We start from the raw sequence: 15341 nt of genomic DNA, 5'->3' as shown, positions 1-15341 counted from the left end.
ACCGAGAGGAGTTGAAAAGCCACCCTCAGGAGTCGATGGTCTCGACGCACACACCCTCTGTGTCGACGGTCAGGGGGATCACAGAGAAGCCCGGGGCGGGAACGCCGATCGCCGCGGCGGCCTCGCCCCCGCCGACCGCGAGCGCCACCACCGAGGGCCCGGAGCCCGACAGGGCGGCCGGGATCCCCGCACCGCGCAGCCGGTCCACCAGATCCGCGGACGCGGGCAGCGACGGCAGGCGGTAGGGCTGGTGCAGCCGGTCCTCGGTGGCGGTGAACAGCAGCCGCGAGCGCTCCCGGCCCGTCGCCGCGGCCGGCCCGGCACCGCTGAGCGCGAGGGCGAGCAGGGCGGCCCGCCCCACGTTCACCGCCGCGTCGACATGCGGGATCCGGTCGGGCAGCGCTCCCCGCGCCTGCTCGGTCGACTGCCGCACGGCCGGGACGAACAGTACGGGCCGCACCTCGGCGGCCGGCGTGACGCGCAGCGCGCGCGGAACCGCCGACTCGTACCAGGCCACGGTGAGGCCGCCGAACAGGGCCGCCGCGACGTTGTCCGGGTGGCCCTCGATCGCGGTGGCCACCCGGAGCCGTCCGTCCGGCCCGAGCGGAGCGCCGGCCAGGGCATCGGCCGCCACGACACCCGCCACGATGGCGGCCGCCGACGAGCCCAGCCCACGGCCGTGCGGGATCCGGTTGACGCAGCGCAGCTCGAGTCCGGGCTGTTCCAGGCCGAGTTCGTCGAACGTGGCGCGGATCGCGCGGACCACCAGGTGCGCCTCGTCGGCGGGCACGGAGTCCGGGCCGACCGCGTCGATGGTGAGGCCGGACGGGGTCAGCCGCACCGACACCTCGTCGTACAGGCCGAGTGCCAGGCCCAGCGCGTCGAAACCCGGCCCGAGGTTCGCGCTGGACGCCGGCACCCGCAACCGCACGGCACCCGCGTTCGGTTCCGCGGCGCCCTCGGCCGGCGCTGCCGGCGAGCCCACCGGTGTGCTGGTGGCAGTGCCCTCGACGGCCGTCACAGGCCGCGCAGGCCGAGGGCCTCGGCGGCCCCGGCGACGGTCGGCGGAATGGTCTCGGGCTTCGCGGCGCCGCTGATGGCCCAGTCGGGGTCCTTCAGGCCGTTGCCGGTGACGGTGCAGACCACCCGCTGGCCCGCGTCCAGCCGGCCGTCGGCGTGCGCCGCCAGCAGCCCGGCGACGCTGGCGGCGCTCGACGGCTCGACGAACACGCCCTCCCGGCGGGCCAGCAGCCGGTAGGCGGCAAGAATCTGTCGGTCGTTCACCGCGTCGATCAGGCCACCGGAGGCGTCCCGCGCGTCGGTGGCGAAGGTCCACGACGCCGGGTTGCCGATGCGGATCGCGGTGGCGATGGTCTGCGGAGCGGTCACCACCTCGCCGCGCACGATGGGCGCCGCGCCCGCGGCCTGGAAGCCGAACATGCGCGGCCGCCCGCTGCCGAGGCGGCCGTCCTCCTCCACGTAGCCGCGCCAGTAGGCGGTGATGTTGCCCGCGTTCCCGACCGGCAGGCAGTGGATGTCCGGCGCCTTGCCGAGCGCCTCCACGATCTCGAAGGCGGCGGTCTTCTGGCCCTCCAGGCGGTGCGGGTTGACCGAGTTGACCAGCGTCACGGGGAAGGTGTCGGCCAGCTCACGGGCGACCCGCAGGCAGTCGTCGAAGGAACCCTCGACCTGCAGCAGGCGCGCGCCGTGGACGAGTGCCTGGGCGAGCTTGCCGAGGGCGATCTTGCCGCTGGGGACGAGCACCGCGCAGGTCAGCCCGGCCCGGGCCGCGTAGGCCGCGGCCGAGGCGGAGGTGTTCCCGGTCGACGCGCAGATGACGGCCTGGGAGCCCTCCCCCACCGCGCGGCTGATGGCGACCGTCATGCCGCGGTCCTTGAAGGAGCCGGTCGGGTTGGCGCCTTCCACCTTGAGATGAACATCACAGCCGGTCAGCTCGGACAGGTGGCCCGCGTGCAGCAGCGGCGTGCCACCCTCCCGCAGGGTGATCACCGGGGTGTCCGGCAGGACGGGCAGCCGCTCCCGGTACTCCTCGATGATGCCCCGCCAGGCCCGGGGCAGCCGCCCGGCGGCCGCCCCCGCTCCGGCGACGCCCTCGGTACCGGTGCTACCGGCGGGGCTCTCACTACCGACGGCGGCCGCGGCGCCCGAGGCGCTCGAAACCGGCATCGACGACATCGTGGTCATGACTCAACTCCCTCGACCCGAACCACACCTGACACCGCCCGTACCCCGTCGAGGACCCGTAGGTCCCCGACCGTGGCCGACAGCGCCGCGTCCGCGGCCGGATGGGTGACCAGGACGAGGCTGGCGTCGTCGCCACGGCCGTCCTGACGAACACTTCTGATGGAGACATCGTGCCGGGCGAACGCCCCGGCCACCGAGGCCAGCACCCCCGCCTTGTCCGTGACGTCGAGATGCACGTGGTAGCTGGTGACCGTCGGCCCCATCGGCAGGATCGGCAGCGCGGCGTAGGCCGACTCGCCGGGACCGTGCCTGCCCGCGATCCGGTTCCGGGCGACCGCGACCACGTCACCGAGCACGGCCGACGCCGTCGGGGCACCCCCCGCGCCGCGGCCGTAGAACATCAGCTGCCCGGCCGCCTCCGCCTCGACGAAGACCGCGTTGAATGCCTCCCGCACCCCGGCCAGCGGATGTGAGCGCGGGATCATCGCCGGATGCACCCGCAGGCTGATCCCCTGCCCGTGCCCGGCACGCTCGGCGATCACCAGTGCCTTCACCGTGCAGCCGAGCTCCCGGGCGCTGGCGATGTCGGCGGCGGTGACCTCGCCGATGCCCTCCCGGTAGACGTCGTCGATGGTCACCCGGGTGTGGAACGCGAGCTGCGCGATGATGGCCGCCTTCGCCGCGGCGTCGTACCCGTCGATGTCGGCGGACGGGTCGGCCTCCGCGTAGCCCAGCTCACCGGCCTCGGCCAGCGCCTCGGCGAAGGATGCACCGGTCTCGTCCATCCGGGTCAGGATGTAGTTCGTCGTGCCGTTGACGATGCCGAGCACCCGGTGGATCCGGTCCCCCGCCAGGCTCTCGCGCAGCGGGCGCAGCAGCGGGATGGCACCCGCCACGGCGGCCTCGTAGTACAGGTCGACACCGGCGACGGCCGCCGCGTCGTGCAGCATCGAACCGTGGGTGGCCAGCAACGCCTTGTTCGCGCTGACCACGGACTTCCCGCTCCGCAGCGCCGATAGCAGCCAGCCCCGCGCCGGCTCGACCCCGCCGACCACCTCGATCACGATGTCGACGTCGTCCCGCGAGATGAGCGCCTCCGGGTCGGTGGTGAGCACCGCCCGGTCCACCTCGACGCCGCGGACCCGGTCGGGATCCCGGACCGCGATCCCGACGATCTCCAGCGGAGCACCGACCCGGGCGGCCAGGTCCTCGGCGTGCACGCGCAGCAGGCGCACCACCTCGGACCCGACGACACCACACCCGAGCATCGCGATTCGCATCGGGCGCACGGTGCCGCGCCCGTCATCGACGGTCATTCGTCTCTCACATCCGTTCCGGCGCGCTGACGCCGAGCAGGTGCAGCCCGTTCGCCAGCGCCACCCGGGTGGCCTCGACCAGCAGGAGCCGAGCTGCGGTCACCGCGGTGGGCTCCTCGTCGCCCTGCGGAAGCACCCGACAGGAGTCGTAGAAACGGTGGTACGTCCCGGCCGTCTCCTCCAGGTACCGGGCGATGCGGTGCGGCGCCCGCAGTGCCGCCGCCGACTCGACCATCCGCGGCAGCTCACCGAGCGCCCGCAGCAGGTCCACCTCCCGCGGGTGGGTGAGCAGTGACACGTCCACCGCGGCCGGGTCGAAGGCCGGATCCGCCGACGTCGCCAGGCCGAGCGCGGCCGCGTTGCGGATCAGTGAGCTGATCCTGGCATGCGCGTACTGGACGTAGAAGACCGGGTTGTCGTTGGTCTGCCGCGCGATCACCTCGAGATCGAGGTCGAGCGCCGAGTCCATCGAGGCCCGCACCAGCGAGTAGCGCGCCGCGTCCACCCCGACCGCGTCCACCAGGTCGTNCAGGGTCAGGAACGTCCCGGCGCGCTTGGACATCTTCACGGCCTCGCCGGCCCGCGAGAGGGTCACCATCTGGCCGATGATCACGTCGAGGGTCTGCTCGGGGTCGTCACCGAAGCAGGCCGCGATCGCCNGCAGCCGGCCGATGTAGCCGTGGTGGTCGGCGCCCAGCAGGTAGCAGAGCCGGTCGAAGCCGCGGCGGCGCTTGTCCCGGTAGTAGGCGGCATCGGCGCAGAAGTAGGTCGGCCGCCCGTCGCTCTTGATCAGCGCGCGGTCCTTGTCGTCGCCGAAGTCGGTGGTGCGCAGCCAGACGGCGCCGTCCGACTCGAAGACGTGGCCGGCCGCCCGCAGCTCCTCCACCGCGGCGGCCAGCTCGCCCGCCTCATGCAGACTGCGCTCCGACTTCCACAGGTCGAACTCGACCCCGAAACCGGCCAGCGTGGAACGGATCTCGGCGAGCATCATCTCCACGCCGTCCCGGACGCAGACCGCGAGCGCCTTGTCGTCGGAGCCGTCGGCGGCACCCGCCGCGACGAGCTGCTCCAGCCCGGGGTTGGCGGCCTGGACCTTCGCGGCGATCTCGGCGACATAGGCGCCGTGGTACCCGTTCTCGGGCGCCGGCTCGCCGCGCAGGGCGGCCAGGATCGACGCCCCGAACCGCTCGACCTGCACGCCGGCGTCGTTCACGTAGTACTCGGTACCGACCTCGTAGCCGGCGGCCGCGAGAATCCGGGCCAGCGCGTCGCCGACCGCCGCCCAGCGCGCGGAGGCCAGCGTCACCGGGCCGGTCGGGTTCGAGCTGACGAACTCCAGGTTCACCCGGACGCCGCGCCCGGCCGCCACCCGGCCGTACCCGGCACCGGCCACCACGACCGAACGCGCGATGCCGCCCATGGCCGCCCCGGCAAGCCGGATGTTCAGGAAGCCGGGGCCGGCGACCTCCACCTCGGCCACGCCCGGATCCGTTCGCAGCCGCGCCGCGAGAAGATCGGCCACGGCCCGGGGCGGGCGTCGCGCCGCCTTCGCGAGCTGCAGGGCGACCGGCGACGCGTAGTCGCCGTGCTCGGGCTGCCGCGGGCGCTCGACCGTGACCGTGGCGGGCACGGTCACGTCCAGCTCGCCGTGGGCGACGGCTTCACGAACGGCCGCAACGATGGAGTCGGCCAGCTCGGCGGGGGTCATGTCGCGATGCTATCGGCGCGCCAGACCTTTCCGGCCGCCGCGCGGACCGACCGGGACGTCGGACCGGAGCACCGGGCGGTCTGGCCAGCGCATCGGGGCGCGGACCAGCCGCCATCGGACCACAGCCGGGCTCAGGTCGAGACCACAGAGCGGACCGGAACACGGGGCCGTGCCCCGAGCCGGGCAGCCCGCCGGGATCAGACCGGCTGACCCGACGCCAGCCTGCTGACCACGCCGATGAGGAGATCCGGGTCGAACGGCTTCGTCAGGTAGTAGTCGACACCGAGCCGGGCACCACGCTTGACGTCCGCCTCCTGGGCACGCGCGGTGAGCATGATCACTTTGATGCCGGNGGTCGCGGGGTCGTCCCGCAGCCGCGCCGCGACGTCCCAGCCGTTCACCCGCGGCATCATGATGTCCAGCGTGATCACCGCGGGGGCGATCTCATGGACCCGCTCGAGACAGTCGGCCCCGTCGACCGCGGTGTGCACCTCGAAGCCTTCCAGTTCGAGGTNGACGACCACGAGCTGACGGATCACCGCGTCGTCGTCGACGACGAGTACCCGGGGGGCGCTGAAGTACACGGGCGAAGCTTACGGGCACCGCGTTGCACAGTCTGCCGTTCCCGCCTGGTACGGTATGCCTCGTTGCCCTGGAGCCCCCGTAGCTCAGGGGATAGAGCACCGCCCTCCGGAGGCGGGTGCGCAGGTTCGAATCCTGCCGGGGGCACACGCGCAAGCCCGGGTCATGACGCCGGTCGTAGCGTCGCCGGCCTGCCCGCTCCAGATCTCGACCACGGTTTACCCGCATCTGTGGTCAGGCCGCCTCGCCCACCGGCAGCACGGTGCCGCTCGATGAACTCCTGTACGGCGCGGGGCTCGACTCGCCGCCCACGCCGCCCGATCGGTATCCAGGCGAGTTCGCCCGTGGCCATCAGCTCGTAGATCTTCGTCCTGCCCAGGCCCAGCATCGCCGCGACCTCTGCGATGACGCCCGCCCGGGCCGAACGAGGCTCGATGCACCCTGTCAGCGCACTAGCAGTTCGCAGATGCGGGGACCAGCCTTTCCGGGCTGAAAACTGCGGGGCTACCCGGACTGTCAGCTATTCCGCGCACCATTACCGCCTTCGTGCGAACGTAGTACGGCTGATCGGGATCGATCACGCNACAGAACTGCCCCAGGTAATTGTAGTAGTTCCAAGGTGTATCCGCTCTCCAGTTCAGATGGGTCTGGGGAGTGTTAGGGGTCGCCCAGGTAGAACTGCCGATCCCCTTCTTCTGGACGAAGATGTCAAGCGAGTAGCCGCCCCCACCGGGGCAGTCGAATCCGGCCCAGAACTCCAGATAACTGTTGGAACCGGACCTGAAGAATGGCTGGTACGCGTGGTAGTTGCAGCCGTTGAAAGTGCTGCTCGACCTCTCGGCCGATGGCCCGGTGGTATCGGCGGCGACTGGATTGGCCGTCGCCGAGGCCACGGTCAGGGCGACCGGGCCAGCGGCACCAACAACGATCCGTCCGAGCATTTGACTGGGCATGAGGTACCTCCACTGAACAGGGGGAGGAGCCGGGACGACGCACGAGTGCGCGCCGCTGATGGGCGCAGTGCCACACAAGTGAAGCACGACATAACGCGCTTAGTCTAGAAGTTCAGTGACGCCAGCTCCCAGGACCGGCCGCTCATTTACCCGCGACCCCTACCGGATCCGAGGCACACCCCCGACGAAACCCAGCCCCACAGCGGCATCCCAGCGGCGGCAGGCGGTCCGAAGCACATGAACAATGCGCAGGTCACAGCCCCGCTGTGCATTCTCGATACGCNCCACGGGCATGTCCGGGCTGGCACTGACATGGCGGTGCCAACGGTCCGCCGCCCTCGCCACTAGTCGCCGCAATTTGGCGGGATTACTCGGCCGTGGTCCGCAGCCCGCACGCTGAACTCTCACCCAACACCGACGGAGCCGCCGGGCCTCACGATACCGGCGTCCGTGACCGTTCCGTGATATAGCACGGATGCCGCCCGCCCCGGGCCGCCTCACCGAGACCGCCGGACGCGGACTTCCTGCACGACTTCACCATCCCGAGGTACCGGGGCCGACGTGTCGCGATCGTTGACGACGGGCGAAGCGCTCGCGCCCAGAACATCCGCCTCAGCGGGTGCCGGCAGCCACCTGCGACTCGGCTCCCTGGTTTCCCCGGCCGTACCGCGGCTGTACAACCCCGGGCGCGAGCGACACTTCGAGTCCGACGAGAAACCCTGGAACTGGCGGCCAGCGCCCCGCTCCGCACGGCGTCGGCCAGGAGATCACCGGGAACGCCACGGGTGTCGGCCCGTCGTCGGTGGGTGACTCGGCCTCACCCGGCTGTGAGTACGATCTTGCCCTGGAGGTGCCCGCGGTCGGCTCGTTCGTGGGCCCTCCGGGCCTCGGCGAGCGGGAATGTGCTGTCGATGGCGACGCGCAGGGTGCCCGCGTCGAGCAGGTGCCCGAGTTCCGCGAGTTGACGGCCGTTCGAACGCACCTGGGTGGCCGAGATCGTGACCCCCAGCCTCGCGGTCTCCGCGGGGTCGTAGTCGCCGAAGAACACCGGGTACAACGCGCCACCGGGCCGGAGAGTGCGCAGCAGGCGAGCGCTCTCGCGACCGCCGACGGTGTCGAGCACGAGATCGACCTCGTCCGCGATGTCCTCGGGGCGGTTCCTGGTGTAGTCGATGAACTGATCGACACCGAGTTCGCGCAGGAACGACTCGTGCGTGCCCGAGGCCACCGCGATGACGCGGGCGCCCCGCCACTTCGCGAGCTGGACCGCGAAGTGCCCCACGCCACCCGCGGCGCCGTTGACGAGCACCGTCGTCTTGGCGCCGAGCTCCATCGGGCAATGCCGGGTCGCCTGGAACGGCGACGGCTGGTCATGTCCTAGTTCGATCAGGAACTGCCAGGCGGTGAGGCCGGCCATCGGCACCCCCGCGGCGTGCAGGTGATCGATCCCCGGCGGTTTCGGTGCGAAATCCGAGGCGGGCGCGGTGACGTATTCGGCGTAGCCGCCGCCCGCCAGGCCGGGAAAGCGCAGGAGGCCGAAGACCTCGTCGCCGGCGGCGAGGTCGCGGACATCCCCGGCAACAGCCTCGACGACACCNGAAACGTCTGTTCCCGGAATGACCGGCAGGGCAATCTTCGGCCGCAGCTCGGGCGGGACGTCGAGCATTCCGTCGCGGACATACCGGTCCGGGGGATTGACGCCCACCGCGTGCACGCGCACGAGCACCTCACCCGGCGCCGGCACGGGGATCGGCACCTCCTCGCAACGCAGCACCTCCGGGCCACCGTGCTCATGCAGCCGGATCGCCTTCATCGTGTTCGCCGGCATCGCCTTCGCCTCTCGTCGCGGCCGGGTTTCCCGTCACCGAAGCACCGCTCCGCCCACCGGGCCGGGAGCCAAACACGCGCTGATACCGGGAAGAACCGCGACCAAATACTCGCCATCGGGCACGCCGTCGTCACCGCGCACGNCACCGAGGCATCGCTGCCTGGCGTCGCCTGCCGGGCGGGCGTCGAACTCGCACGCTATACCGTCGTTTTCCGATTCGAACGGGCCTGCCTGCGACCTTTTCCGCACGCGGGTTTCGGCGAGCCTACGGCACGGGCGGGAGAACTCGAAAAGTCGAGGTCATCCGCGGGCGCGCCGTTGGCCGCGCCGCGCGACCCCGTCATCCGCCCGCACAACTTTCGTGCCGTTTCCGCGCCTTTCGTGCTGCCACGCCGTCTTTGGTTCCGCCACGGTGCCTTTCTTGCCGCCACGGCGCCCTTCTTGGTGTCGCGCGCCCTCGTGGTGTCGGGGCGTCGAGACCCGCTCCCGGATGGCGATGCCGCGCCGGGGCCGCCCGCTACCGGGTTCCTGCCAGCAGGCAGGCGGTGGCGACCGTCACGGCCGCCACCGCGGCGCCGGCGAGTGTCTGGGCCGGGGTGTGGCCGTCGATCTCGTCGTGGTCCTCGGCCGGGCCCTGGGCAAGCCGGGCGTTTCTCGTCTGGACCCGCGCCCACGCCACGACCGGGACCAGCAGCCAGCAGAGCGCGAAGGACCGCCCGAACAGGAACATGGCGACGGTGGCGCAGCTCGCCGCCGCCGCCACATGCCCGCTGATTTTCCAGAATCGGGTGATCCCGGTGAGGACCAGCGCCTCCACAATGATGGTGACATAGACAGTGACCAGGTTCTTCGGCGCGTCGAAGGCCAGCAGGAGAATGCAGCCGGCGCCGACCGAGGCGCAGCCGAACAGCATCGGAGCCATTCGCTTGCTGCGTTCGGGAACGTGATGATCCGACCAGCGGCGCCGGCGCACGCCATAGAGGACGAACGCCATCGGGATGGCCGTCCCGAACAGTACTGAAACGGCACCCCAGAGCAGGCCATGGGCCAGATCCGGTGCCTCGTGCCACGAGATGAGCACGAGCAGCGCCGTGACGAGCACCGCGGGCGCGGCGATCTCGGCGACGATGACGGCGATCCGTGTTGCCGGTGTCGCCCAGGGCCGGGTTCGGGTCGTGGTGGTCGTCACGGGATATCTGTCTGCCTCATACTCGTACGTCAACCTGCGGCCGCTGTCCGCGGCCGTCAGCGGTCGCCAGGGCCGTGGGGGTCACCTGGCCTCCCGAGCGTTTTCGGCGGGTGGTCCGCCGGAGGACCGATGATAAACGCACACCGCCGCCCGCCGAATGTTCCGCCTACTGTCCGGGTGGGAGCAGGCAGGCCCGCATGCGTCTAGCCACCCGGGCGAGAAGCCCGCACATCGAACTCGAAGAGGGCTTTGTTCGAGTTACGCTTTCTGATCACCTCGACCTCGACGCCGACATATCCGAGTTCCCGGAGCATGCGCGCGTACCACTCCTGCGCCGGCACGGAGTTGCCGTAGAAGGTCGAGTTCCCGACGATGTACGACACCCTCCCACCGGGCCGGACCAGACTGGCGCTGGCCTGGAAGTGCAGCCACATGTCGTGGTGGTATTTCCGCACGTAGGTGGCCAACAGCGGCCCGTTGCGGTCCCCCGCGGCGGCGATCCGCGCGCACACGGTGTCCAGCTCCGCGTCCACCGGGGTCGGCGTGGTCGGCGTCCAGGTCCGCAGGTTCGAGGTGGCGGCTCCCCAGGTCCCGCCGATCGCGCGCCAGTCGAGCCGCCCGGCGTCGACGGCACGGTCGAGGAAGCGAAGCCAGTACATGTAGGGCCGCAGCTCCCGGATGTAGGACATCCGGTTCACGTAGGGCGGGCTGGTGAGCAGCAGGTCCGCCTGCCGCAGGTCGGCGGTGTGCGCGCGGGAGTCCCCCTCGCGGACCGTGGCCGTACCCGGCAGGTCGAGGCCCGCCGACTCGATGAGCTCCGCGGCCTCGGTGCCGAATCTCGCGATCGTCGCGCCGGCCGCGGCGGCGGCCCGCCGGTCGTAGGACGCCGCCGCCGACCCCGCCGCCCCCGCCGCGAACGACATCGACTGGTGGTTGAAAGCCGCGTTGCTGACCGATATGAGCACCCGGCACAGGGCGATCTGGAGCAGGTCCCCCACCGGGCCCGAATAGGCGTCTATCGCCGCTCGCAGGGCCCGCAGGGCGTGCAGCTCTCCCGGCCCCCACCATTTCTCGATCCGGTGGATGTCCGGCTGCCACAGCGCGGCGCCGGGGTCGGCCCGGGTGGCCCCGGCGACGACCGCCAGGACGGCGCCCCGTGCCTCGGCCAGGGTTTCGGGGAGGTAGCGACGCACCTTTGCCCGGCCGAGCCAGACAAGAAACGGATTGACGTCCGTGCTCTGGCCGAGATGACCGAGCTCGGCCGCTGCCAGCGGCGTCGTCCCGGTGCCCGAGAACNGGTCGGTGACGACCGAGCCCGCGGGCAGCCGACAAATCCGGCTCCGCACGAGCCGGACACCGAAGGCCGGGGTGAGCCGCAGCCAGCCGTGCCGCCCGGCTCCGCGGTTCGCCCGAAAGGTCAGGTGCTCGTTTCGCGCCAGGGACGTCCGGTCAATGGCCGCGGTCATTTGGGGCCTCCAGCGAAAGATCCGATGTCCGTGGCGGCGACCTGCCCCGGAATGTCACGCTGGCAACCCGGGTCCGGACCGGCGGCGCCTGATGCCGTCCGCCGTCTTTGCTCGGGAGCACGAGCGGTCTGGTACCGATCAGACCTGGTCACCGTCCTTTTATCTACACCGCGGCGATCTCCATGCCGCAATGGCCTGGCACGATCGGGCGATTTGGGCGGTGTCTTGCCACCTCCGGTGCGTAGTTCCTAAAAGCCCTTCTGAAAGCGACGGACCCTGACGAGGGCTGTCGCGGAGAGGTGTGTTGGATGCGGCACGCGCTGGTCCTCGGCGGCGGAGGCGTGGCCGGTATCGCCTGGGAGATCGGCCTCATGGTCGGTCTCGCCGAGGCGGGCATCGACGTTTCCGACGCCGACCTGATCGTCGGGACCTCGGCGGGCTCAACGGTGGGAGCGCTGATCAGCAGCGGCGCGGATCTCGATCTGCTCTATTCGCGGCAGCTCGCCCCCGCCGACCCGACCGCCGAACCGACGGTCGAGTTCGACTACAGCGAACTCATGTCGACCCTGGCCCAGGTCACCGCGGGCTCGCGCGGCGCGCGCGACGCCCGCGCCCGCATCGGCGCGTACGCGCTGGCTGCCGAGGTCCCCTCAGAAGAGGATCGTTGGCAGATCGTGGCCGGCCGACTTTCGGTGCGCGAATGGCCCCGGCGCCGCCTGATGGTGGTGGCGGTGGACGCCGAAACGGGTGACTGGGTGGCCTTCGACCGCGACTCCGGCGTTCATCTGGTGGACGCGGTCGCGGCGAGTTCCGCCCTGCCGGGCGTGTTCCCACCGGTGACCGTGGACCATCGCCGGTACGTCGACGGCGGGATGCGGTCGGTGATCAACGCGGATCTGGCGGAAGGCCATGAACGGGTGCTGATTCTCGCGCCGGTGAACGGTATGGGAATTCCGACGGAGGTGCGGCGCCTCGAACGTGCCGGCAGTCGGGTGCTCGTCGTCACCTCGGACGAGGCGTCCCGGGCCGCCTTCGGCTCGAACATCCTCGACCCGGCGATCCGCGCCGCCGCCGCCCGCGCGGGACGGGAGCAGGCCGCCACCGTCGCGGACAGCGTCCGCGAGCTGTGGAAGGGCTGATCTCGCGACTCCCGCCCGGTGCCGGCGCGCCACCCGCACCCGCCGGCACCGGGCACCGGGCACCGGGCGCTCTCCCGCCCGACTGGGGCTGCCTGCCTGCCTGAACTCACAGGCAGCGGGGCCGACAGCGGAACGTCAGAGCTCGGCCGCCGCCGGCACGACCCGTTCCCCGAGGATCCGCAGCGGCTCGATCCCCCAGACGTTCGCGACGCTTCCGAGCGCGACGGAGAAACCGAGCTCGGCCAGCGTCCCGAGATCGTCGAGGATGCGCCCGACGTTCTCGCCGGATTCACCCACGTCGAACGAGTAATAGCAGGTCTTGGTGATCTCGTCGTAGTCGCGCCCCTCGGCGTCACAGTGCCGGCGCAGGACGTCCAGCTTGTGCCCGAGGTCAGGGCCGAAGAACAGGTTGCACGCCTGCCCGTACCGCGCCACCAGCCGCAGCGTCTTCTTCTCCCCCCCGCCGCCGATCATGATCGGCGGATGCGGGCGGGTCAGCGGCGCGGGGAAGTTGAGCGGGCGGGCCAGCTGATAGTGCTTCCCGGCCCACGGGCTCTCGTCCTCCGACCACATCCGCAGGCAGATCTGCAGGGCCTCCTCCAGGCGCTCGAACCGTTCGGCGACCGGCGGAAAGGGAATTCCGAGCCCGACTGACTCCTCCTCGTTCCAGGCCGCACCGATACCGAGGACCGCCCGGCCGCCGGAAAGGACGTCCAGCGTACTGATGATTTTGGCCAGGATTCCGGGTTCGCGGTAGATCGTCCCGGTGACCAGCGCCAGTAGTTTCACTCTGCGGGTGTTCGCGGCCAGATAGCCCAGCGTGGTGTATGCCTCCAGCATGTCGTGCTCGGGCGGACCGACGAAGTCGATCTGGAAGAAGTGGTCCATCACGGCCAGATAGTCGAACCCCGCGGCATCGACCTCACCCGCCACCTCGGCTAGTGCGCGGCCGAGATCCGCGGGCCCCGCGGGCCGGGTGAAGTCCGGAATCTGCACCCCAAGTCGCACGTCGACTCCTCCCAGAACATGTCCGATGGCCACCGGGGAACTCGTGTTCTCCCCTGGACATCAAACAGTGCGCGCCCGGCCCGTCCACATCGCGCCGCCGGCCCGGCCGGCACCGGCCGGGCCGGGCCGGCCACCGGAACAGCACCGCCGGGTGCGCACTGTGTGACCCGCAACAACAAGCACCCAGGCATCCCGCCACGGACCACCACCCCATGCGGACCGCGAAGACGCATGTATGAGAATTTCCCCCATGTCCGGGCCCGTGTGTCGCCAAGCTGGTGGCAGGCCGCCACGGCGCGGCCTTACCGTTCAGCCGGCGGGTCCGCGTGCCGTCGCGGCCGGCGCGGCCACCCCGGCGCCCGCGGCAGCCACCCTCGCGCCCGGGGCAGCCACCGCCGCACCGGGGCGGGTCGCCCCCGAGCGTGCGAGCGACGCTTGACGATCTCGATGCCGGCGCCGCGCCGGTTCCGCGTGATCCGCCTGGCGCAGCTGTCGCTGCTGCTCGCCGCCGCGCTGTACACGGCGGTCACCCTGGTCGGAGTGGATGCGGACCAACCGGCCGTCGTGTCACTGCGGGCTGCCGTCACGGTCGTCTCCGGCCTGCTGTGCATCCTGCGGGCGGTGCTCCTGCGCGGGGTACGGGCGCCCTGGGCCCTGCTCGGAGCCGGGATCATCAGCTACGGTCTCGGCGGCGTCTACTTCAGCCTCCTGGTCGACGAGGACTCGGGGGCCCAGACCAGCGGCGGGTCGGCGGCGGACATCGGCTGGCTGCTCTTCTACCCCGCCTGTTACATCGCTGTCATCCTGCTGCTGCGGCAGCGGGTGCTGCGCTTCCACCCGAGTGTCTGGCTCGACGCGCTGGTGGGTGCCCTCGGGGTGGCGGCGCTCAGCAGCGGCATCGGTTCATGGATCATCGACGCGGGCCCCGGGGAACCCTCGATGATCGTGCTCAGCCTCGTCTACCCCCTCGCCGACCTGCTGCTGCTGCTGTTGGTGGTCACCGGCTTCGGGCTGCTGCGCTGGCAGCCCGGCCGGGTCTGGTGGCTGCTCGGCGGTGGGCTCGGCGGCTTCGCGCTCGCCGACTCCTGCGTCCTGGTCCTGATCACGAACGACGAGTACGCCCTCGGTGGTCTGCTGGACGTCGTCTGGCTGCTCTCGCTGCTGCCCCCCGCGTTCGCGGCCTGGCAGCGGCAGCCATGGCGGCGGCCGACGCCGATGTCCGGGTGGAGCGTCATCGCGGTCCCGCTCGTCCTGACTGTCGTGGCACTGGCGCTGCTCGTCATCGGCTCCACCGTGGGCCTGCCGTTCGTGACGGTCGTGCTGGCGGCGGCGACCGTGCTCACCGCGCTCGCCCGCGCGGCGATGACCTTCGTCGAGGTGCAGCAGCTCGCCGACAGCAAGGTGCTCGCCCACACCGACGACCTCACCGGCCTGACCAACCGGCGCGGATTCCTCGAACGGCTCTCCCAGATGGAGGCGAACTCGGCGCACGGCGACTCGTCCGCCCTTCTGCTGCTGGATCTGGACCGGTTCAAGGAGGTCAACGACTCGTTCGGCCACCACATGGGCGACGCCCTGCTCATCGAGGTCGGTTCCCGCATCTCGGGGGCGCTGCGGCCCGGTGACGTGCACGCCCGCCTCGGCGGGGACGAGTTCGCCGTCCTGTTGGAGGACGCCGACGCCGACACCGCCCGGCGGGTGGCCGAGCGCGTCCTGCTCGCGCTGTCGGACCCCTTCGACGTCGCCGGGATGACCCTGCACGTCGGGGCGAGCATCGGCGCCGCTCTCCACCCGGACCACGCGCTCGACGCGCAGACCCTCCTGCAGCGGGCGGACGTCGCCATGTACGGCGCGAAGTCCGGCCGTACCGGGGTGGAGTACTACCGCCCGGGCGCGGAGGTCAACACGCTGCTGCGCCTGGACATGATCGAATCCCTGCGGGCCGCN

The 15341-nt window shown here is 71.3% G+C and carries 9 protein-coding genes, 1 tRNA gene and 10 pseudogenes; 3 read left to right on the top strand and 17 right to left on the bottom strand.

Annotation, left to right across the window (positions count from 1 at the left end):
* Positions 1-25: 25 nt before the first annotated feature.
* The 9 genes and pseudogenes from thrB to UG55_RS45410 form a co-directional block, all read right to left on the bottom strand.
* Complete coding sequence (gene thrB / locus UG55_RS14465) at positions 26-985, bottom strand: homoserine kinase (RefSeq protein WP_066068505.1); 960 nt, start codon at positions 983-985, stop codon at positions 26-28.
* Between the two features lie 32 nt (positions 986-1017).
* Positions 1018-2205: a threonine synthase gene (thrC, locus tag UG55_RS14460; RefSeq protein WP_066068373.1), complete on the bottom strand. Its 1188-nt coding sequence runs from the start codon at positions 2203-2205 to the stop codon at positions 1018-1020.
* Positions 2202-3521, bottom strand: coding sequence for a homoserine dehydrogenase (locus tag UG55_RS14455; RefSeq protein ID WP_396230910.1), 1320 nt, complete (start codon positions 3519-3521; stop codon positions 2202-2204). The genes thrC and UG55_RS14455 overlap by 4 nt, the downstream gene beginning before the upstream one ends.
* 7 nt (positions 3522-3528) lie before the next feature.
* Positions 3529-4049, bottom strand: a pseudogene (locus tag UG55_RS36955) (DALR anticodon-binding domain-containing protein); the annotation flags it as partial.
* A 1-nt stretch (position 4050) separates the two neighbouring features.
* A pseudogene (locus UG55_RS36950) lies at positions 4051-4180 on the bottom strand (hypothetical protein); the annotation flags it as partial.
* 1 nt (position 4181) lies between these two features.
* Positions 4182-5229, bottom strand: a pseudogene (locus tag UG55_RS36945) (arginine--tRNA ligase); the annotation flags it as partial.
* Positions 5230-5426: 197 nt separating this feature from the next.
* Positions 5427-5581, bottom strand: a pseudogene (locus UG55_RS36940) (response regulator); the annotation flags it as partial.
* A 1-nt stretch (position 5582) separates the two neighbouring features.
* A pseudogene (locus UG55_RS36935) lies at positions 5583-5743 on the bottom strand (response regulator); the annotation flags it as partial.
* Position 5744: 1 nt separating this feature from the next.
* Positions 5745-5813: pseudogene (locus UG55_RS45410) on the bottom strand (response regulator); the annotation flags it as partial.
* A 73-nt stretch (positions 5814-5886) separates the two neighbouring features.
* On the opposite strand from UG55_RS45410, the gene UG55_RS14440 reads away from it, so the two are divergent.
* Positions 5887-5958: transfer RNA gene (locus tag UG55_RS14440), tRNA-Arg, on the top strand.
* A 16-nt stretch (positions 5959-5974) separates the two neighbouring features.
* Here UG55_RS14440 and UG55_RS27345 read toward each other — a convergent pair.
* The 7 genes and pseudogenes from UG55_RS27345 to UG55_RS47300 form a co-directional block, all read right to left on the bottom strand.
* The gene (locus UG55_RS27345) at positions 5975-6217 is read right to left on the bottom strand and encodes an AlpA family transcriptional regulator (protein WP_255360482.1); all 243 of its coding nucleotides are present in this window, start codon (positions 6215-6217) and stop codon (positions 5975-5977) included.
* A gap of 178 nt (positions 6218-6395) precedes the next feature.
* On the bottom strand, positions 6396-6752 hold a 357-nt coding region (locus UG55_RS30040), incomplete at its 3' end, for a hypothetical protein (protein WP_206779371.1).
* A gap of 829 nt (positions 6753-7581) precedes the next feature.
* A pseudogene (locus UG55_RS36930) lies at positions 7582-8361 on the bottom strand (NADP-dependent oxidoreductase); the annotation flags it as partial.
* A gap of 1 nt (position 8362) precedes the next feature.
* On the bottom strand, positions 8363-8592 hold a 230-nt coding region (locus UG55_RS45405), incomplete at its 3' end, for an alcohol dehydrogenase catalytic domain-containing protein (protein WP_396230909.1).
* Between the two features lie 517 nt (positions 8593-9109).
* Positions 9110-9781, bottom strand: a complete 672-nt coding sequence (locus UG55_RS14430; protein WP_242424331.1) for a hypothetical protein — start codon at positions 9779-9781, stop codon at positions 9110-9112.
* 203 nt (positions 9782-9984) lie between these two features.
* Positions 9985-11077: pseudogene (locus UG55_RS47305) on the bottom strand (DNA methyltransferase); the annotation flags it as partial.
* Position 11078: 1 nt separating this feature from the next.
* Positions 11079-11247, bottom strand: a pseudogene (locus UG55_RS47300) (DNA methyltransferase); the annotation flags it as partial.
* A 308-nt stretch (positions 11248-11555) separates the two neighbouring features.
* Between UG55_RS47300 and UG55_RS14420 the strand changes: the two are divergent.
* Entirely contained in the window at positions 11556-12386 is an 831-nt protein-coding gene (locus UG55_RS14420) for a patatin-like phospholipase family protein (protein WP_066068360.1), read from the top strand.
* A 135-nt stretch (positions 12387-12521) separates the two neighbouring features.
* Here the strand turns inward: UG55_RS14420 and UG55_RS14415 are convergent, their stop codons facing one another.
* The gene (locus UG55_RS14415) at positions 12522-13394 is read right to left on the bottom strand and encodes an LLM class F420-dependent oxidoreductase (protein ID WP_066068357.1); all 873 of its coding nucleotides are present in this window, start codon (positions 13392-13394) and stop codon (positions 12522-12524) included.
* A 447-nt stretch (positions 13395-13841) separates the two neighbouring features.
* Between UG55_RS14415 and UG55_RS14410 the strand changes: the two are divergent.
* Positions 13842-15340 (top strand): annotated as a pseudogene (locus UG55_RS14410) (diguanylate cyclase domain-containing protein); the annotation flags it as partial.
* Position 15341: the final 1 nt, after the last annotated feature.

The sequence above is a fragment of the Frankia sp. EI5c genome, assembly GCF_001636565.1.
Classification (GTDB): Bacteria; Actinomycetota; Actinomycetes; order Frankiales; family Frankiaceae; genus Parafrankia.
This window is presented reverse-complemented; position numbering and strand designations above follow the sequence as displayed.